The organism is Enterobacter sp. JS8-1, assembly GCF_049187015.1.
Taxonomy (GTDB): Bacteria; Pseudomonadota; Gammaproteobacteria; order Enterobacterales; family Enterobacteriaceae; genus Enterobacter; species Enterobacter mori.
In genome coordinates this window covers 2,151,580-2,171,499 of the sequence record NZ_CP185805.1, presented here as the reverse complement: position 1 = coordinate 2,171,499, position 19,920 = coordinate 2,151,580, and the positions used below count along the sequence as shown (strand labels likewise).

The window sequence follows — 19,920 nt, the reverse complement described above, 5'->3', positions numbered from 1 at the left end:
CACTCACCCCATCATTAGCCCGGTTGTAATCACGGGTAAAAATAATACGTAATCTCAATGTTGGGGTGAGCCATGTCTGAGGTCGATCATCACGGCGGTATTAGCCGCCGAACACTTGTTAAATCTACAGCGATGGGTTCACTGGCGCTTGCCGCGGGTGGACTCACATTACCGTTTGGTTTGAAAACTGCCGCTGCTGCAGTGCAAAACGCCGTCCAGCCTGCGGAAGATAAAGTGGTGTGGGGAGCCTGTTCGGTCAACTGCGGTAGCCGCTGCGCACTGCGCCTGCACGTTCGCGACGATGAAGTCTACTGGGTCGAAACGGACAACACCGGCGAGGATATTTACGGTAACCATCAGGTGCGTGCCTGCCTGCGCGGACGTTCTATTCGCCGTCGTATCAATCACCCCGATCGTCTGAACTACCCGATGAGACGCGTGGGCAAACGCGGCGAAGGCAAGTTTGAGCGCATCACATGGGACGAAGCGCTGAACGCCATCACCGCCAGCCTGAAAGACGTGGTCGACAAATACGGCAACGAAGCGGTTTACATTAACTACTCCTCCGGCATTGTCGGCGGCAACATCACCCGCTCCTCCCCTTACGCTTCGCTGGTGGCGCGCCTGATGAACTGCTACGGCGGTTTCCTGAGCCACTACGGCACCTACAGCACGGCGCAAATCGCCTGCGCGATGCCTTACACCTACGGCAGCAACGACGGGAACAGCACCTCTGACATTGAAAACACCAAACTAGTGGTGATGTTCGGCAATAATCCGGCTGAAACGCGCATGAGCGGCGGCGGGATTACCTGGTATCTGGAGCAGGCTCGCGAACGCTCCAACGCGCGCATGATCGTCATCGATCCGCGCTACACGGACACCGCCGCCGGACGTGAAGACGAGTGGATCCCTATTCGTCCGGGTACCGATGCCGCCCTGGTTGCGGGCATCGCGTGGGTATTGATCGACGAAAACCTGGTGGACCAGCCGTTCCTGGATAAATACTGCGTCGGCTATGACGAAAAAACGCTGCCGGAAGGCGCTCCTGCTAACGGTCACTACAAAGCCTATATTCTCGGTCAGGGTGATGACCACACGGTGAAAACCCCTGAGTGGGCTTCACGTATTACCGGCGTTCCAGCGGATCGCATCGTTAAGCTTGCCCGCGAAATCGGCTCCGCAAAACCGGCGTATATCTGTCAGGGCTGGGGACCACAGCGCCAGGCGAACGGCGAGCTGACGTCCCGCGCCATCGCGATGCTGCCAATCCTCACCGGAAACGTGGGGATTAACGGCGGTAACAGCGGCGCGCGTGAGTCGACCTACACCATCACCATCGAACGTATGCCGCTCCCGGAAAACCCGGTCAAAACGCAAATCTCCTGCTTCAGCTGGACGGACGCCATCGCCCGTGGGCCGGAGATGACCGCCCTGCGCGACGGCGTGCGCGGTAAGGATAAGCTGGACGTGCCGATTAAGTTCATCTGGAACTACGCGGGCAACACCATTATTAACCAGCACTCTGATATCAATAAAACTCACGAGATCCTGCAGGACGAAAGCAAGTGCGAAATGATTGTCGTCATCGACAACTTCATGACCTCGTCAGCGAAGTACGCCGATATCGTGTTGCCGGACCTGATGACCGTCGAGCAGGAAGACATTATTCCTAACGATTATGCAGGCAACATGGGCTACCTGATTTTCCTCCAGCCCGTGACCGCGCCGAAGTTTGAGCGTAAGCCTATCTACTGGATCATGAGCGAAGTGGCAAAACGCCTCGGGCCGGACATCCATCAGAAATTCACCGAAGGACGCACGCAGGAACAGTGGCTGCAGTATCTGTATGCCAAAATGCTTGAGAAAGACCCCAAGCTTCCGTCCTATGACGAGCTGAAAAAAATGGGCATTTATAAGCGCAACGATCCGAACGGACACTTTGTGGCCTATAAAAAATTCCGCGAGAACCCGGAGGCCAATCCGCTGAAAACGCCATCGGGCAAGATTGAAATCTACTCCAGCAAGCTGGCAGACATTGCCGCCACCTGGGAGCTGGAAAAGGATGAGACCATCAGCCCCCTTCCCGTCTACGCATCGACCTTTGACGGATGGGATGCCCCCGAGCGCGCGCAGTTCCCGCTGCAGCTGTTTGGCTTCCACTTCAAAGCCCGTACCCACTCGAGCTACGGCAACGTCGACGTGCTGAAAGCGGCCTGCCGCCAGGAGGTCTGGCTTAATCCTGTCGATGCCGAAAAACGCGGCATCAAGAACGGCGATACGGTGCGCGTCTTTAATCGTCGCGGCGAGGTGCGAATTGAAGCGAAAGTGACGCCACGCATCATGCCCGGCGTGAGCGCCATGGGCCAGGGGGCGTGGCACGATGCCGATATGAGTGGCGATCGTATCGACCACGGTTCGTGCATCAACACGCTGACCACGCACCGCCCGTCACCGTTGGCAAAAGGCAACCCGCAGCACACCAATCTGGTGCAGATCGAGAAGGTGTAGAGGGTGAAACGCAAGACCCTGGGTTATTCTATGGTCAGTATTATCGGTTAACACAATCGCGCGGACATCTTCCGCGCGAGAAAGGAAGGTTGTAATGAGAGATGTCTCACCACGTGAATCGTTCGCGTTTAGTGCCCGGGTATTGGGCGCACTGTTTTATTTTTCTCCCGACAGCGAGCAGGCTGCGCCGCTGGTGCGGGCCCTCACCGCGGGCGACTGGGTTCAGGACTGGCCCCTGCCTCCCGAATTGCTGCAGCCCGTTGCCGATACCTTTGCCTCCTCTTCCGATGAGACGCTGACGGACGCGTGGCAACGGCTGTTTATTGGCCCTTATGCCCTGCCCGCACCGCCGTGGGGTTCCGTCTGGCTTGACCGCGAATCCGTGCTGTTTGGCGACTCGACGCTCTCGCTGCGCCAGTGGATGCGTGAGAATAATATCGCTTTTGAGATGCAGCAAAATGAACCGGAAGACCATTTCGGCACCTTGCTGCTGCTGGCGGCGTGGCTGGCCGAGAATGGCCGCGAAGCGGAGTGCGATCGGCTTCTGGCGTGGCACCTGCTGCCGTGGAGCACCCGCTTCCTGTCGGTGTTTGTCGACAACGCAGGGCATCCGTTTTATACCGCACTGGGTCAGCTCGCGCAGCTGACGCTCGCGGACTGGCGTTCTGCGTTACTTATTCCGGTTGCGGAAAAGACGCTGTACCGCTAAGGAAGTGGCTTGCTCGCGGGTGGCGAGCAAGCCTTCTTTTTAGCCCATACGACCGAAACTATCTTTTTGCCACGATCCGCATTTCCACCAGGGCATTTTCCGGAATGAACTCTGATACACCGATGGCAGACCATGCCGGGTATGGCGCCTTGACATACTCATCCTTCACTTTAGAAAAAACAGCGATATGTTTCTTGAGATCAATATGAAAAGTGGTCATCTCCAGAATGTTTTCATAGCCTAAGCCAGCGGCTTTCAGATACACACCCAGCTTATAGAAAGCATCATGAAACTGTTCTTCCGGCTCCTTGCTTATGGGTTTGTCCCTGCGCGCTGCGGTCACTCCTGAGAGATAGACAGTGCCATCGGCTTCGATGACGGGGGAAAAGTGCCAGTCATCGAAGTAATGCTGGAATGCGTCAGGAACTATCGATTTTTTCATGATGATGTCTCTTTTAACACGTTGATTTATGCTCAGGAAAATGTCCCCACGAAGCATACCTGATAAGCCGGACGCTGAGTCCTGCGCCTATGGCAAGGCATACCGCCATTGTCAAAAGGGAGACGATAAAGGCATGCGTGATAGTGGCTTCACTTTTTCCAGCGTCTAACATGCTGTAAAAAATGCCGCCGATGATGGCAACGCTCAGCGCGGTGCTGATTTGCAGAGTCGAGCTGGTCACGCCGGCGATCATGCCTGAGAACGCTGGCGCCACGCGGCCTGTCACCATGCGCACCAGCGTCGGCATCGCCAGCCCCTGTCCAAGACCGGTAACAAAAAGCAGTGCCGCGAGCGGCAACATGGCTGGCGGGCGCCCTGTCAGCGTGTGGGCAACCAGCCACGCAAGGCCTGCCAGCCCCACCGTCTCGCAGCCCATCCCGATGGCGCTTAAGTAATTTCCGACAAAACGCCTCATGTACGGCGTCAGCAATGGTCCGATCAGAAAGCCGATGCCAAAGGGCAGAAAAATCAGTCCCGCCGTCAGGGCGTTTATATGCAACGCATCCTGGAGATAAACAGAAAATAACAGAAAGAAGGCACCAATCGAATAAAACAGCAAAACGACTGTGAGCCCCCGCCCCAGCCCCGGCGCGCGGAGCATGGAAGGATCGAGTAGCGGTGAACCACCGCTCTGGCTAAGATGCCGCTCATAACGCCACAGCAGCCAGGCCAGCAGAGGCACAGCAAGAAATGACAGCCACGTCCACCAGGGCCATCCCGCCTCGCGGCCTTCAATTAACGGTACAATCAGCGCACTCAGCGTGACGGTTGCCAGCAGCATACCGACGGGATCCAGACGCTGTGCAGATTGCGCGCGCGTCTCTTTTAGCAGCGGCAGTCCAAAAAGAATGACCAACATCGCCACCGGCAGGTTAACCAGAAAAATAACCCGCCATCCCAGGTGAAACAGATCCGCTGAAAGCAGGGCTCCGCCCAATACCTGCCCGATAACGGAAGCCAGACCAAACACCGCGCCATAGATACTCAGCGCGAGCGGTTTTTCCGCCTCCGGAAAAATAGCCTGAACGGAAGCCAGCGCCTGCGGAGCCATAATCGCGGCCGTGGCGCCCTGTAATATGCGTCCGGTTATCAGAACCCACGGTGACCAGGCTAAACCGCACAACAGCGATGCCGCAGCAAAACCGATGAGCCCCAGAAAAAACATCTTCCCGCGACCGTAAATATCCCCCAACCGTCCGCCGGTGATTAATGTTACCGAGTAAACGGCAGCATAGGACGAAATGACGAGCTGTTCAGCTGAGGACGTGGCGCTCAGCTCGCCCTGAATTGCAGGCAGTGCCACATTGACAATAAAAAAATCGAGCGGAGGCAAAAATGCGCCAACCAGCAGGATAATAAACATTGCCCAGCGACGGGGCTCGGCTTGCGTGAGGGTATGTGTCGACATAGAACACTCCATAGATAACGGTTCCGTGCCCCGTTAAGAGACATTATTGTGGATTGTGGGCTGCCGCAGCGTGGCTTAGTTCAACGCATGCCGCCAGAGGCCAGAATCACCTCACCGGTCACCCAGGCCGCGTCGTCTGAGGCGAGAAATGAAACAATCGGGGCCACATCCTGCACCTGGCCGATGCGGCCAAGCGGCGTCTGGCTTTCATTCCATGTCTGGAAATCCGAGTTCATCGCGCCCGAGCTATGACTCCCTTCCGTTTCGATAAGGCCGGGATTGACCGCGTTGACGCGAATGCCGCGCGGGCCGAGTTCGCGTGAGAGCACGCCGGTAATGGCGTCAATCGCGCCCTTGGTGCCGCTGTAGATGGCGCTCTCGGGAATAAAGACGCGGGTGACGAATGAGCTGATATTGATGATGCTGCTGCCTTTTGTCAGATGCGGCGCAGCCGCCCCAGCCACCAGCAACGGGCCCAGCACATTGATATCAAACTGCCTGCGAAACAACGCCTCGGTGCTCTCTTCAATCCTCGCGAAGGCATAAACGCCTGCATTGTTCACCACAATGTCCAGCCGCCCGTAATGGCTTACAGCCGCGTTGATCAGCGCCTCAGCCTCGGACTGGCAGGTGATGTCCGCCGCAACCGCCATGGCCTTTCCACCCGCGGCTTCGATATCGGCAACGACCTTATCCGCATCGCTTCTGCTTGAGGCGTAATTAACAATGACCTTCGCGCCGTCAGCCGCCAGCTGACGAGCAATACCTGCTCCGATACCTTTGGAGCCACCGGTGACGATGGCAACTTTGTCTTTTAATTTGTTCATGTCTTCAGCTTCCTGATTTGCCGCCCGTGGCGGTGTGGTTGAGAAGGTCATATTGATATCGACAAAGTTGTTTTAGAACTGCCACTTTTGTATATTCAATGTTCATTTTTGTACGGTGAGAGACTGACATGGAATGGGGTGATGTCCGGGTATTTCTTGCAGTTATGCGTAAGCGCTCTTTCGGCGAAGCGGCCCGAAGCCTTGGCGTGAGCCATCCTACGGTGGGTCGTCGCATAAAGGCGCTTGAGGATGAGGCGCAGCAAGCCCTCTTTCGCCGGACCAAGGAGGGCCTGGTCCTGACCGACGCGGGCGACAGGGTTCTGAAGCTGGCAGAAGCGGTAGAAAACTCCGCGCTGGCGATGGAACGACGCCTGGCAGGAAATCACGACCGTCTTGAAGGCCTCTTACGGATATCGTCAGCAGAGTGGTTTGCGAACTATGTTCTGGCGCCTGTCCTGAGCGAACTGACGCGTCGTCATCCGGCGATTGTCCCTGAACTTATCGCGAGCTACCGCTTACTCAATCTGTCGCGACGTGATGCCGACATTGCGTTTCGAATCGTGCCCTTTACCGAACCCGATATAGTCCAGCGCCGCCTGATGCGCATTCCCTATGCGCTTTACGGGACGCCAGACATCGCCGATATCGCCCGACACGACCCGGCCGCAGTGGGGCTGATTCTGATGAATACGGCCCAATCCCACTTTTCTGACGTGGCCTGGCTGCTGGACAGGTTCCCACATTCCCCGCGCGTCTTCACCAGCACCAGCCGGGCCGTGCAGGCGCAGATGTGCAGTCGGGGGATGGGCATCGCCGTATTACCGCGTCCATTGGGTGATGCCATCACCGGGTTGCAGGCCATCAGCATGCCGGAGCCACCGCCGTCCAAAGATATCTGGGTAGGGTATCACTCCGATCTCCGGCATATGGATCGCCTGCGGGTCATGATGGATATCGCCGATACGATGCTTGCCGATCCCGCCACGGCGACAGCATGAGCCTAGGGTTTACGGTGGCCAGTCATACTGCTGAAGACACCGTCTCGCAGCACGAAAGCGTGAAGCAGCGCAGCGGCAAGGTGAAGCATTATCATCGCGAATAACGCCAGGGCAACCCAGGTATGAAGCGGCCGCAGTATCGCATACCGATCATTATTGATGTCCATGATCGGCGGCAGAACGATGCCGTTACCCAGCGTGACGGGATACCCTGCTGCTGAGAGCATTGCCCAGCCTATCAGCGGCTGGGCCACCATCATCAGATAGAGCATCCAATGCGAGAGATGGGCCATACCGCGCTGCCAGGCCGGAATGGACGCTGGCAACGCGGGCTTGGCCGTCGTGAATCGCAGCCATAATCGCACGATGACCAGAAGCAATATCATCACCCCGAGTGGCTTGTGGATCGACACCAGCAGGCTGTGCGCGGAGGAGACGGTCGAGACCATCGCAACACCGATAAACAACATCATGAGAATGGCTGCGGCCATCAGCCAGTGCAGGACGCGCAGAGCCGGATGAAAATAGACGGCCTGTTTCATAACGTCTCTCCCTTCTGTTGCGCCTGTTCATGGGTGCGCAGGTTATAGGATTTGGCATAAGCCGATGAGCGTGCGTTAAGTATCGGGTCAGCGGACGGTGCCATACCGTCGGGTAAAATCAACGGGTCATAGTTGATGTCATTGCAGGGTCCCTGCTGTTGAGGGATAGCCTTGTTTAAGACTAACGTTCCGGCATTAATCGTTTTCCTGTCGGCTGGCCATGCCCTGGTGGCGTCGTCGCCTTTATCACCTGCCTGAGCAAGCGTGAACACTAAATCCCATTTCAGCGCGCCCTGTTCCAGACGATGCTGAAGATCCTGTTGCAGGAAATCGCTGTTCTGTTTATCGGCGTCGCTTATGGGAGTAAATCCGGCATGAGGCACCATGCTCCAGCGTACAAGTTGTTCATGGCCTGCCTTATCAATCAGGCGAAAAGCATTCAGGCTGTTAAAGCGATCGCTGGCCCAGCTTGAGGAGGGTGTGTATTGCTTTGCCCACGCAAAGAACGGTTTTATTTCCGGATGGTTCATGACAAAGGAACGTAATTTTTCCGGGTTCGGTTTTCCGGTTGCGGCATCCGGCAGGGTGGCCGTCTGGAGTTCATAGAAACTCTCAACGGAACTGACGGGGAAAAATGGCATGGCGTTCATACCGGTGCGCCACTGCTCACCATTCGACTGCTGAAAGGAAAGCGCCATACTCCGAACGGGCACGGCATAATCCGGTGCAGCCGGATCCCCGCCCGCAATGGCAAAACGTCCTGTGACAGAGGTTTCACCTTTGCTGAACAGGGAGGCACGTGAAAGCACACTGGCATTCCCGTTTGAGATAAACGAGCCCAGCACACACATGCCTTTAGCATGATTACGGCGATAGCCTTTATGTACTCCACCCGACTGCTGTAATACATCAACGAGCTTATCCGACGTCAGACGTTGAGGCGTCAGCCAACCGCCAGTCCACAGGAATAATAAAAAAAGGATCAGGGGAATAATTCCGACCAGCGCCAGACGTACAACCGTTTGTCTGTTTAAATGTACTTTACTGTTCATAGTGTTAACTCATTCTGCTCACGATTTTTCAAAACGAAACGTGCAGGGGGAGATGACGCGTCGTGCCTGAAATCAGCATGACCGTTTCGCTTCTCTTTTTTGTCGGAATGTTAACGTCAGGGCTGACAGGCAAAAATAGACGGCACCAAACGCAGCATACCCCGCGATATTTGCTATTGACGGTGGCTCAGGCGTCCGGGCCTGATAGATAAAAAATGCGCCTGCAAGTGCAGACTGTGCGCCACTTAATATCATGCTCCATTGCGCACCATAATGTTTCCAGCGCTGTGTTGCCGCGCCCAGCTGCAGCAGACCGGATAATATCGCCCAGCAGCCGAATACCCGAATGACATCATTTATATTGCTTTTAAGAGCCAACACGACGGCCAGCGTTGTTATAACGCTAACGATAATATTAACGGTCTGCATCCGGTTGCGGCCAAATCCCCCGCTTTTTCTTGCATCAATATAATTCGCCATTGCATCCCATGCGGGGTAAAGAATGAGCAAAATCGATGCGCCAACAGGCGAAGACAGGCCAGCGGTGAACACGGCAATAACCCATAAAACGGAGAAAGCCGTCCGGATAAAATAATACTGTTGTAGCCAGTTCTGATGATTCCCGTGGTGGATAGTGTCGGACATATAGACCTCTTAACCTGGCATATTTAACAAACGAAGCAGCGTAGCATGCCTCACCCGACAACAAACCTACTAGTAGGTAGATAAAAGATCAATATGTTTTACGCTAACCGTTACAAAAGGATCGTCAAGGCGCGGGAAAGTGAAAGACGTGTTGAAAACAGGCACAGCCCGGTCAATAACCGGGCGTCCTTCAGGCTGCGGTGAGAACCTTATCGATCAGTGGATAGGCAATCTGCTCAAAGACGTGCGGATTATTAAACGCCCGCGCTGCCAGCATGGCACCATGCATGCCCGCCATGAGAGCCCTGGCTTCGACTTCGGCACTTTCAGTGAGAGTGAAAACGCCTTGCGCTTCGCCAGCACTCAGTAATGCGGTCAGCCAGTCAGAGAGATCGTTAAAATGGCCGGTCACTTCTGCGGCAATATCTGCAGGTAAGGTCGGAAGTTCAACGGCCAGCATCACACAGATACAAAATGGTGAAGCCCCCTCTTTAATGCAGGCCGACCAGAAATCAGCATAGCCTTTCACTTTGATCAGAGGATCGTTGGTTTGCCGATCCATCGCTTCCATGCCACTCCGTGCTTCTGCGCGGTATTCCTGCACTACAGCTTTGACTAAATCTTCTTTGCCCGGAAAATGATGGTGGATACTGGCTTTGCGGATACCCACGCGCTCCGCAAGATCGGCATAGCTAAAGCTTTTGTACCCACCCGTTGTGAGCAACTGCCTCGTATTTGCCATAATTTCGCGCGCTTTCGGCGAACGTTCGATCATTTCACGCTCCAGTGTTCAATCCAGTGAAAAAATGTGCTGTCTGTGACAGGCGCGTCCCGCCGGGACAACCTACTGAGCGGCAACAGGAATGTCAATTAGCCGGACCCGCAAAGGGCCAACGGGAAAAAGCCGCCTGATATTATTGACACCACCCCATCCTACTACTAGGATGGTTTTACTTCAAAACATATCCCTGTAGTGGAGAGTGTATGGCAGTTATCCCTTTTCCGGACAGGCACAGCCCAGCGGCCCCAGTGCGTAACATTCGCGAATTATCCAACGTCATTCACGCGAATGAAGATCGCGGCCGCACGGCGTGCGTAGAGAACAATGATGACGTTCGCCGTTTCGCATTAAGCGTTGCCGCGAAGCTATTAAGCGATCGGGAACTTAATCAGGCTGCGCCTTTTATGATAGACAGAATTGTCAGGCTGCTAATGACTGAATCCAAAAACAGTTAAGAGTAGCCATTCCGGATCGGTGAGATATGGTTTCTCTTGATATCTCTGTGCATCGTTTGCCTTCTTAATGTTCAGGAATGCGGGCGATAACCTTTATCTCAAAATCAAATCCTGCAAGCCAGTTAACCCCCACGGCTGTCCAGTTCGGATACGGGGGCTTCGGGAAAATGCTGCTTTTCACCTGCATAATGGCTGGAAATTGATTCTCCGGATCGGTATGAAAGGTGGTCACATCGATAAGATCGTCAAACGTGCATCCCGCGGCGGCAAGCGTAGCCTTGAGATTCTCAAAAGCACGCTCTACCTGCGTAGTAAAGTCGGGCTCGGGTGTACCGTCCTCCCGGCTTCCCACCTGTCCGGAAACAAACAGTAAATCACCAGAGCGGATCGCTGCGGAATAACCATGCTGTTCATAGAGTGCGTGGCGATTTGCAGGGAAAACAGGTTTCGGTTGGTTCATAACATATCCTTTCTTTGGATGTGCAACAGCGGATGCGTGGCATCCATAAATGAATTAAGATACGCGGCGTATGTCAACTTAATCACACATACGCCGCGTATGTCAAACATCATGCGCGGCGTACAGGATAAGGAGCCCGTATGGCAGCCAAACGCCGCGCCGAAACGATGGAAGAAACCCGCACAAAGTTGATTGCGGCTGCACGAAAAGCCTTCGCTGAAAAAGGGTTTGCGGCAGCTTCGATGGATGATTTGACCGCCAGCGTCGGCCTGACGCGTGGCGCCCTCTACCATAATTTTGGGGATAAAAAAGGGTTACTTGCCGCGGTGGTGACCCAGATTGATTCTGAAATGGCGCAAGGCGCCAAACATGCAGCGGCGCAATCCGGTGATGAACAGCAAAAGCTTCTGGCCGAAGGGATAGCTTATATCAAGATGGCGCTGGATGAAGAAGTCCGGCGTATCGTTCTGCTTGATGGCCCAGCTTTTCTTGGGGATCCGACAAAATGGCCAAGTCAGAATACCTGCCTCGACGCCACTCGCGAAAGCCTTTCAGACCTGATTGAACGTGGCGTCATCAAACCGGTAGACGTTGATGCCACCGCCTGGTTATTAAATGGTGCCGCACTGAATGCCGCCCAGTGGGTGGCCGCGAGTGACGATCCGAAGCAGGCATTGCCCAAAGCGATTGAGGTTTTCACCCTGTTGGTCAGTGGCGTGTTGCAGCAGTGACCGCACTGCCCCACCCGGTTATCTCGTGCTGAGAGCAAGCTTAGCTGCGGAGGAAAAGCAAGAAGTGAATCGGTAGCAGATATTTTCTTTATCCGAAGGAGCGGATGTTATCGGATTACTTTTCAGGGCAACGGATTGCTGGCATTTTTGTTGGACAATTGTTACCGATCTGCCGAATCTACCCGCTTTGTGCCAAGAGCGGACATTGGTAATATTTAGTTTTATCAATCATCAAGACAGTTAACTCTAGTTAATATATTTTACATATATGATACTCTATGACCATTAGCGACTTAGTCCAGACTAACCATATAGCATTGTTAGATAGCCATAGTTAACGAGACTTTGAGTGAGCGTAATATTATCCTAAACTTATTTTGATAATTAAGGAGCAGTGTGTTGATTAGGAATATTTTAAGAAATATTAATTGGGAAGCAAGTTCAGTTATTCTTGCCATGATACTTTTCATTGGAAATATAATTTACTCACGTTACCAAGATGGAATGAAGGTTGAGTCTGAGAAAAGCAATATTCTTACAATGCTTGCCTATGAAATATATAATAACCATCGCACACTCAGCTTTCTTGATGAAACTCGCAATATCGGTTTTGACAAAAATGCGGAGCATATTACTGGCGAGCCTTTCGCTATTAATCTCAAATCATTAGGAGGGCCTCGCTTAACAATCGCATCGAATCAGAGCGATAAAGTTTTCAAGGCTTACTTCAGTGAGCTAAGCAAGCTTGACAAGGAGGATATCACACTTCTAATGGACTATTATCATGAGCAAAGTATTCTAATGGAAGCTATAAAGGCTACGCTAAAGAATATGAAAGATACTAAAAGACTTGATCTTGAAATTGAAGGTTACTCATTAGAGCGCCACTTCCTTAATGAACTCAACCTTTCAAATATTTTACTCAAACGCTATAGCCACTTATTAGCCGAGCATCCGAAAGAGCCTGAAATGAAAGAATTCCAGAATTAACGAACTATAAATATTTACTTACGGGCTGACTACGCGTTGTATTCATCCCGCTTAACCGAGCTATTGCTTTTAGAACATTTCCAGAGAGCGTTTTAGGTAGTCTGTAAGGCTAATGTCCGCTCCTCGCTCACAGCGGACCTACGCCCCCCGTCCGCCATCTTCCCGCAAAACCTTACCCGGCTAACTAACAAAGGAGTTCTAAATACATCCGTGAAGGATCAACTGACCCTCTTCAGCGCAGTGAATTTTGATAGCCCATAATTATTCCTTGCATCAAACACTGCCGCCCCATCATCTTCCCGGGGCGGCTCGAATTCGTCGCTATTGCGCGCTCATCTCCATAAGTAACCAACCATCAAAAACTGTACGTCACCTTCAAACTCCCCGTGGGCGACGTCTTGCGTTGCACAATGGGGCTATCGGCCGCATCTCCCGTCAGCTGCGTTGCGCCCGCTGAGGCAAGCACGCTCCAGCGCGAGGTGAGCCTGTGTGTCCAGTCAAGATTCAGCGAGTACGCATAAATTCCGGCTGCGGCGTCATGTCGGGCGAACCCCGATGCGGCCGTCTGGGCGGCGCTGACGCCATAGTACGTTTGCATATACTTGTCGGATCCCCAACTGCTGGCCAGCGCCAGCGTCACCTCATTTTTTGGTGAGGTATAGAGCGGGCTGATAATACCGAAATGCACCGCCTCACCGTTGTCCCTTTCAGAAACCGGAACCTCAGCCTGCAGCTGCAGATGAAGCCAGTCGGCCACCTTATAGCCCAGCCCAGGCACAACGATGGCCGAGCCTTTGATGTCGCCCATACCCCGTAGGTAGTCGCTGCCGGAGCTGATCGAATCGCTGCTCACGTCTTTATCTTTACGGCCTGTTCGATAGCTCACAGCGGCGCTGTAATCCAGGTTGCCGATGTTGTTGCCGTAACCGACGCCCCGCGTGGTGCTGATAAAGAAGCCGTTTGCCATGGCGTAATCCACCACCTGCGCCGCACTGACGCGGCTTTTATCCGAACCCGAGTAGCGTGGCGCGACGTCCACGCCGCCCCCCAGGGTTAAAACGTTACCCTGGCTTTGCTCTGCCGCCAGTACTGGCGTGGTCAGTAACGCCAGAACGACGCCCGGCACGATGTTTTTCAGGCTGCGGCCCGAGAGCAAGTGTGGGGACGTATGACGCAGTTCGATGTTTCTCATTAAAGAAGTCCTTCTGGATTCAAATGGTGACGATGCAAGCGGTTAAACGCCAGAACGCCCATTTTGAATACTGACCCTAAGGTTCTTATGAGCCGAAAATGAAGAAACACTGAAGCGCGCGCGGGTGCTGTAAACCGGACAGATTTCCTGATACCGTTTTTTCTTAAGATGTTCTTCATTCACGGTTGATACAGTTACCAGTGTGAAAATTCTACTCATCGAAGACGACCTGGATCTGGGCAATGGCGTACGTATCGCCCTTGCCGATCAAGGATTTGACGTTATATGGGTTCGCCGTAAAGAGGATGCGCTGCATCAGCTTGACGTCTGCGTGCCAGAACTTATTTTGCTCGACCTGGGGCTGCCCGACGGCGACGGCATGAGCCTCATGACGCGCTTACGCCAGCAGCTTAAGGGGATCCCGGTCATCATCCTGACGGCGCGAGGCACGCTGCAGGATCGCCTGTGCGGGCTGGATGCAGGTGCTGACGACTATCTCGTTAAACCTTTTGTCCTCGCCGAACTGCTGGCGCGGGTAAGAGCCCTTGCACGGCGCAGTTACGGTTTCGAGAATGAGGCGATAGAAATTCGAGGCTTATTCCTTCATATGCCGACGCGTCGCGTGACGGTAAACGCGCGTCACGTCGAACTGACGGCCAGTGAATACGCGCTGCTTGAAACGCTGATGCTGCGTGCGGACCGCGTGATTACGCGACGGTTTCTGGAAGAACGGATATTCGGCAACAAAGAGAACCTCAGTAATGCGCTCGACGTGCATATGGGAAATTTGCGAAAAAAAATTGGCGACGGCTATGTGCGAACGGTGCGTGGCGTCGGGTATGTTATTGATACCGTTGCTGTTCAGAAGGTGACGACGTAATGCGAAACCTGTGGTATCACCTGAGGCGCCCGACGCTGGTACGCCGAATTATCATCGCCCAGTTGCTGCTGCTTACCCTGCTGTGGTGTCTCTTTTTAACCTTCATTCTGTGGGAGGACCTGCGCAGCCCTCCCATCCTCACGGGCAGTCATACCTATGAAACGCTTTTTACGCTGGTCGAGCGGATGGACGAACACCCGCAGGATCGTACCGCCGTGCTGGCAGCCTTCAGCAAAGCGTTACGAGAGGGCTATGGCGGCGGCGAAGACCCCGCCCTGTCAATCAACGTCATCGTGCGCAGAAATAACGCGGTTATTTTTTCATCGCCTGATGCACCAACGGGGGTAACCAACACCCGGTTTGGGGAAATGCAGCGTGTTCAGAGCGACGGTCGTACCTGGACCAGCCGAACCCTTAAATCCGCTCATTCCGATGTGGAAGTCACCCTTTTCACCCCGGCCGGTGGCTGGAACTTCTTTATCTACCTTAACTCGCGCGGTTACTACGTCATGCCGCTGCTGGTCTGTTTCCCTTTTCTTCTGTTCCCCGCGTGGCTGTCAATCCGCATTGCCATGCGACCCTGGAACAAGGTGGTCAATGAAATTGCATTGCGCTCGCCAGACGATCTCTCCCCCTTAAAAGCCGTACCAAAACACAGGGAGCTTCGCCAGATGGTCGACGCGATTAACGACTTTCTTGCCAGGGTACGAGAAAGCGCGGAAAGGGAGCGGGTTTTTATTGCCGATGCGGCTCACGAACTGCGAACGCCGCTGGCGGCGATGCGAATCAACGTGGAAGCGTTGCAATCGTATGTACTCAGCGAGAGCCAACAGGAATTGCTTGCGGGGATTGTTCGCAGCAACAGTCGTGCTGCGCGTCTCGTCAATCAGTTGCTGCTGATGATGCACAGTGAAGCACGCCTTGATACGGACCTGGAGCCCGTGCCGCTAACGACGCTCATTCAAGAGCGAATGGCCGAGCTGGAACCGCTGGCGTCTGCGCGCAGGATTGAGCTGGAATTTTTCGCCGAGGATGAAATCTGGATCTCAGGCGTAAGGGAGCGCCTGGTGTCGCTCATTGATAATCTCATTGAGAACGCCGTGAAGTACAGTCCTGAAGGCGGGCGGATTCAGGTCGATGTCTGCACATTAGAGGGCTCCGCGCGGCTACGCGTTTCCGATGCAGGGCCCGGTATTCCGGTTGAATTGCGCGAGCGCGTGTTCGACCGATTTTTCCGCGATCCCAGTCAACTGCAAAGCGGGAGCGGACTGGGGCTTGCCATCGTTAAAGCGGTGGCGCAGCAGCACAACAGCAGCGTAAACCTGAGTACTTCCGCAGAAGCTGGCCTGATGGTGACGGTTGACTTCCCGAACCGCACGTATAGCTAAACAGGAACAGGGTGTTCGATCGCAAATGCCGCAGATTGCTTCAAAAAAATTACCGTATTTGTTATATTGTTGTTTATTGCTTATTCACCTCTGCGGTGCCAAAAAGAACAAGATTCACCGCAACCCAGGATACAAAAATGTTAGATTACCGCTTCCCGACAGCTTTGCAGATGGTTCTCAGCGTAGCAATGGCGGAGCAATTGGGTGAACGTTCGACGAGTGCGATTCTGGCCTACGGTCTGGAAGCAAACCCGAGCTTCATCCGCAAACTGATGGTTCCCCTCACGCGTGACGGTATTATCGTCTCCACGCTTGGCCGTAACGGCTCTATTCATCTTGGACGCCCGGCGGAAGAGATCACCCTGCGCGATATCTACCTTTCCGTCATCGAAGATAAAAAGCTGTGGGCATCACGTCCTGACGTACCGGCCCGCTGCGTAGTCAGCGCTAACGCCTGCTGGTACTTCAAGTCTATCTCCGAAGAAGCGGAGCAGGCTTCGTTACAGGTACTGGCGCGCCACACCGTGGCAAGCGCGCTGGAAGAAGTGAAAAAAGCCGATACCAGCGGCTGCGATCCGGTGCCTGAACTTATCGCCAAGTATAAAGAAGCCCTTTAACTTTCCTCGAGTGCAAAAAAAACCGCCTTGCTATGAAGGCGGTTTTTTATTATCTGCAACATCCCTACGCGGGCAGAACATCCCTTTCCGCTTTTTTGCCGCGCGTCACGAACTTACGCAGCGTCACGTAAAACACCGGCGTCAGGAACAGACCAAACAGCGTCACCCCCAGCATCCCGGAAAAGACTGTGATCCCGGTAACGCCGCGCACTTCTGCGCCCGCACCGTGGCCGAGGATCAGCGGAATGGTCCCGGCAATAAAGGCGATGGAGGTCATCACAATCGGGCGTAAACGCAGGCGGCACGCCTCCAGCGCGGCTTCCATAATGCCTTTGCCCTGCATTTCCAGCTCGCGGGCAAACTCCACGATAAGAATCGCGTTTTTACACGCCAGCCCCATCAGCACCACCAGCCCTACCTGCACGAACACGTTGTTATCGCCACCGGTCAGCCAGACGCCAAACAGCGCGGAGAGCAGGGTCATCGGCACGATGAGGATCACCGCCAGCGGCAGCGTCCAGCTTTCATACAGCGCCGCCAGCACCAGGAACGCTAGCAGCACCGCGACCGGGAAGACGATCAGCGCCGTATTGCCCTGCGTCGCCTGCTGGAAGCTCAGGTCCGTCCATTCAATGTTCATCCCGTTCGGCAGGATCTGCTTCGACATTCCGTCCAGCTGCGCCATCGCCTGCGAGGACGAAAGTACGCGAGGGTCGGCATCGCCAATCAGATCCGCCGCCGGATAGCCATTGTAACGAATCACCGGGTCCGGGCCGTAGGTGGTCGTGATATTCACCATACTGCCAATCGGCACCATTTCACCCTGGCTATTGCGGGTGCGCAGATTCGCAATGTCTTCCACGCTGTCGCGGAACTGCCCGTCGGCCTGCGCCATCACGCGCCAGGTACGCCCGAACTGGTTGAAGTCATTCACGTACGACGAGCCCAGATAGGTTTGCAGCGTACCGAAAAGATCGGTCAGCGACACACCCTGTGCTTTCGCCTTATCGCGGTCAACCTGCACGTCCAGCTGCGGTACGTTAGCCTGGTAGGTCGAGATCGGGAAATGCATCCCCGGCGTCTGCATAATCGCACCGGACATGGTGTTTACCGCGTTTTGCAGCGCGCCATAACCCAGACCACCGCGATCCTGAATGTACAGGGAATACCCCGACCCCTGACCCAGCCCTAAAATCGGCGGCGGCAGGATGGAGAAGCCAAAGCCCTGCTGGATTTGCGCGATTTTCGCGTTAATCTCCGCGTTTATTTCCGCCGCAGTATGTTTACGCTGGTCGAACGGCTTCAGTCCAAAGAAGACCGTCCCGGTATTCGGCGTGTTGGTGAACTGCAGCGCATTCAGCCCCGGAAACGCGACCGCGTAATCCACGCCTTCGGTATTCATCCCGATTTCGCTCATTTTGCGGATCACCGCATCGGTGCGCGCCAGCGATGAACCTTCCGGCATCTTCACGCCGCCAATCAGGTACAGTTTATCCTGCGTCGGAATAAACCCGCCGGGAACCGCTTTAAACATGACGCCTGCGGCACAGAGCAGCAGCAGATACACCACAAATACCGAGCCGCGTCGGCCGAGCGTTTTGCCCACCAGCCCCTGATAGCCGTTCGAGCTACGGTGGAAAAAGCGGTTAAACGGACGGAAAATCCAGCCGAACAGACGATCGATAAGCCGGGTCGGGAAATCTTTCGGCGCGCCGTGCGGTTTTAACAGCAGTGCCGCCAGCGCCGGAGAGAGCGTCAGCGAGTTAATGGCGGAGATGACCGTGGAAATCGCGATCGTCACCGCAAACTGCTTATAGAACTGCCCGGTAACGCCCGAGAGGAACGCCATCGGCACAAACACTGCGCACAACACCAGCGCAATCGCGATAATCGGCCCGGACACTTCACGCATCGCCTGATGCGCCGCCGCGAGCGGAGCAAGCCCCTCTTCAATGTTTCGCTCGACGTTTTCCACCACCACGATGGCGTCGTCCACCACGATACCAATGGCTAATACCAGCCCGAACAAACTCAGGGTATTCAGCGAGAAGCCCAGCAGATAGAGAATGCTGAAGGTCCCCACCACCGAAACCGGCACCGCGATCAGCGGTATGATCGACGCGCGCCAGGTTTGCAGGAACAGGATCACCACCAGCACCACCAGCACCACCGCTTCCAGCAGCGTTTGCACCACCGCGCGGATGGAGTCGCGCACGAAAACGGTCGGATCGTAAGGTGCCGCCCACTTCATATCTTCCGGGAAACGGGTCGACAGTTCGTCCATTTTCGCGCGCACCGCGTTAGACAGATCGATGGCGTTCGCCCCTGGAGACTGGAAGATACCAATCCCGACCGCGTCTTTGTTGTTCAACTGAGAACGTAACGCATAGCTGCCGGACCCCATTTCGATACGCGCCACGTCGCGCAGGCGAACGACCGTACCGTCCTGCGTCGTTTTCAGGACAATATTGCCGAACTCTTCTTCGGTATGCAGACGGCCCTGGGCGTTAATGGAGATCAGGAAATCGCTCTCTTTCGGCAGCGGCTCGGCACCAAGCTGCCCGGCGGATACCTGCACGTTCTGCTCCTGCATCGCCGTGACCACATCCGAAGCGGTCAGCCCGCGGGCCGCCACCTTGTTGGGATCCAGCCAGACGCGCATCGCGTATTCACCCGAGCCGAAAATCTGGATCTGACCAACGCCGGGCAGGCGTGCCAGCTCGTCCTTCACCTTCAGCGTGGCGTAGTTACGCATATACAGGGAGTCGTACTTACCGTTGGGCGAAAACAGATGCACCACCAGCGTCAGCGTCGGGGATTGTTTCTGGGTGGTAATGCCCAAACGCCGCACGTCTTCCGGCAGACGCGCTTCGGCCTGCGCGACGCGGTTTTGCACCTGAACCTGCGCCTGATCGGGATCAGTCCCCGGACGGAAGGTCACGGTGGTCACCAGCACGCCGTCGGAACCCGCGACGGACTTCATGTACATCATGTTTTCAACGCCGTTGATTGCTTCTTCCAGCGGCGTCGCCACGGTCTCAGCAATCACTTTCGGGTTGGCGCCCGGGTACTCCGCGCGCACCTGCACGCTTGGCGGCACGACGTCAGGATATTCGCTCACCGGCAGCAGCGGGATGGCGATTAACCCTGTGATAAAAATCAGAATCGACAGCACCGCGGCAAAAATCGGCCTGTCGATGAAAAAACGGGAAAAGTCCATGGGTTGGATTCT

At 54.8% G+C, this 19,920-nt stretch carries 18 protein-coding genes; 8 read left to right on the top strand and 10 right to left on the bottom strand.

Annotated elements, in window-relative coordinates; translation table 11 throughout:
* Positions 1-72: 72 nt before the first annotated feature.
* On the top strand, positions 73-2,511 hold the full coding sequence (gene ynfE / locus ACOQH0_RS10350) for a selenate/tellurate reductase subunit YnfE (protein ID WP_421512175.1): 2,439 nt from the start codon (positions 73-75) through the stop codon (positions 2,509-2,511).
* Positions 2,512-2,605: 94 nt separating this feature from the next.
* Entirely contained in the window at positions 2,606-3,220 is a 615-nt protein-coding gene (dmsD, locus tag ACOQH0_RS10345; RefSeq protein WP_421512174.1) for a Tat proofreading chaperone DmsD, read from the top strand.
* Between the two features lie 58 nt (positions 3,221-3,278).
* Here the strand turns inward: dmsD and ACOQH0_RS10340 are convergent, their stop codons facing one another.
* The 3 genes from ACOQH0_RS10340 to ACOQH0_RS10330 form a co-directional block, all read right to left on the bottom strand.
* On the bottom strand, positions 3,279-3,662 hold the full coding sequence (locus ACOQH0_RS10340; RefSeq protein WP_108416940.1) for a Rid family hydrolase: 384 nt from the start codon (positions 3,660-3,662) through the stop codon (positions 3,279-3,281).
* Between the two features lie 13 nt (positions 3,663-3,675).
* A complete protein-coding gene (locus ACOQH0_RS10335; protein ID WP_421512173.1) occupies positions 3,676-5,130 on the bottom strand; it encodes an MFS transporter in 1,455 nt (484 codons plus the stop codon).
* Between the two features lie 80 nt (positions 5,131-5,210).
* Positions 5,211-5,957, bottom strand: coding sequence for a glucose 1-dehydrogenase (locus ACOQH0_RS10330; RefSeq protein ID WP_421512172.1), 747 nt, complete (start codon positions 5,955-5,957; stop codon positions 5,211-5,213).
* Between the two features lie 128 nt (positions 5,958-6,085).
* On the opposite strand from ACOQH0_RS10330, the gene ACOQH0_RS10325 reads away from it, so the two are divergent.
* Entirely contained in the window at positions 6,086-6,955 is an 870-nt protein-coding gene (locus ACOQH0_RS10325) for a LysR family transcriptional regulator (RefSeq protein ID WP_042714671.1), read from the top strand.
* A 2-nt stretch (positions 6,956-6,957) separates the two neighbouring features.
* Here ACOQH0_RS10325 and ACOQH0_RS10320 read toward each other — a convergent pair whose 3' ends face one another.
* From ACOQH0_RS10320 to ACOQH0_RS10300, 5 genes are all read right to left on the bottom strand, one after another.
* A complete protein-coding gene (locus ACOQH0_RS10320; protein WP_330751750.1) occupies positions 6,958-7,497 on the bottom strand; it encodes a cytochrome b in 540 nt (179 codons plus the stop codon).
* A complete protein-coding gene (locus tag ACOQH0_RS10315) occupies positions 7,494-8,549 on the bottom strand; it encodes a catalase family peroxidase (RefSeq protein WP_421512171.1) in 1,056 nt (351 codons plus the stop codon). Before ACOQH0_RS10315 ends, ACOQH0_RS10320 begins: the two co-directional genes overlap by 4 nt.
* Positions 8,550-8,621: 72 nt before the next feature.
* Positions 8,622-9,194 carry a DUF308 domain-containing protein gene (locus tag ACOQH0_RS10310; protein ID WP_421512170.1) on the bottom strand — a complete coding sequence of 191 codons (573 nt, stop codon included), beginning with the start codon at positions 9,192-9,194 and terminating at the stop codon, positions 8,622-8,624.
* A gap of 190 nt (positions 9,195-9,384) precedes the next feature.
* Positions 9,385-9,969 (bottom strand): TetR/AcrR family transcriptional regulator, encoded by a 585-nt coding sequence (locus ACOQH0_RS10305; RefSeq protein WP_348556228.1) that lies wholly within the window; start codon positions 9,967-9,969, stop codon positions 9,385-9,387.
* Positions 9,970-10,494: 525 nt separating this feature from the next.
* A complete protein-coding gene (locus tag ACOQH0_RS10300) occupies positions 10,495-10,890 on the bottom strand; it encodes a RidA family protein (protein ID WP_010430630.1) in 396 nt (131 codons plus the stop codon).
* 140 nt (positions 10,891-11,030) lie between these two features.
* Between ACOQH0_RS10300 and ACOQH0_RS10295 the strand changes: the two genes are divergently transcribed.
* A complete protein-coding gene (locus tag ACOQH0_RS10295) occupies positions 11,031-11,621 on the top strand; it encodes a TetR/AcrR family transcriptional regulator (protein WP_421512169.1) in 591 nt (196 codons plus the stop codon).
* Between the two features lie 396 nt (positions 11,622-12,017).
* Complete coding sequence (locus tag ACOQH0_RS10290; protein ID WP_421512168.1) at positions 12,018-12,611, top strand: lysogenic conversion protein; 594 nt, start codon at positions 12,018-12,020, stop codon at positions 12,609-12,611.
* Positions 12,612-12,966: 355 nt separating this feature from the next.
* Here ACOQH0_RS10290 and ACOQH0_RS10285 read toward each other — a convergent pair whose 3' ends face one another.
* Positions 12,967-13,803, bottom strand: coding sequence for a MipA/OmpV family protein (locus ACOQH0_RS10285; protein WP_421512167.1), 837 nt, complete (start codon positions 13,801-13,803; stop codon positions 12,967-12,969).
* A gap of 202 nt (positions 13,804-14,005) precedes the next feature.
* Here ACOQH0_RS10285 and ACOQH0_RS10280 point away from each other — a divergent pair, with 202 nt between their 5' ends.
* The 3 genes from ACOQH0_RS10280 to ACOQH0_RS10270 all read left to right on the top strand — a co-directional run bounded on the left by ACOQH0_RS10280 (position 14,006) and on the right by ACOQH0_RS10270 (position 16,688).
* Complete coding sequence (locus ACOQH0_RS10280; protein WP_421512166.1) at positions 14,006-14,683, top strand: response regulator; 678 nt, start codon at positions 14,006-14,008, stop codon at positions 14,681-14,683.
* On the top strand, positions 14,683-16,071 hold the full coding sequence (locus ACOQH0_RS10275) for a sensor histidine kinase (RefSeq protein ID WP_421512165.1): 1,389 nt from the start codon (positions 14,683-14,685) through the stop codon (positions 16,069-16,071). Before ACOQH0_RS10280 ends, ACOQH0_RS10275 begins: the two co-directional genes overlap by 1 nt.
* A 137-nt stretch (positions 16,072-16,208) precedes the next feature.
* Entirely contained in the window at positions 16,209-16,688 is a 480-nt protein-coding gene (locus tag ACOQH0_RS10270) for an RrF2 family transcriptional regulator (protein WP_010430601.1), read from the top strand.
* Between the two features lie 64 nt (positions 16,689-16,752).
* Here the strand turns inward: ACOQH0_RS10270 and oqxB are convergent, their stop codons facing one another.
* A complete protein-coding gene (gene oqxB, locus ACOQH0_RS10265; RefSeq protein WP_421512164.1) occupies positions 16,753-19,908 on the bottom strand; it encodes a multidrug efflux RND transporter permease subunit OqxB in 3,156 nt (1,051 codons plus the stop codon).
* Positions 19,909-19,920 lie beyond the last annotated feature (12 nt).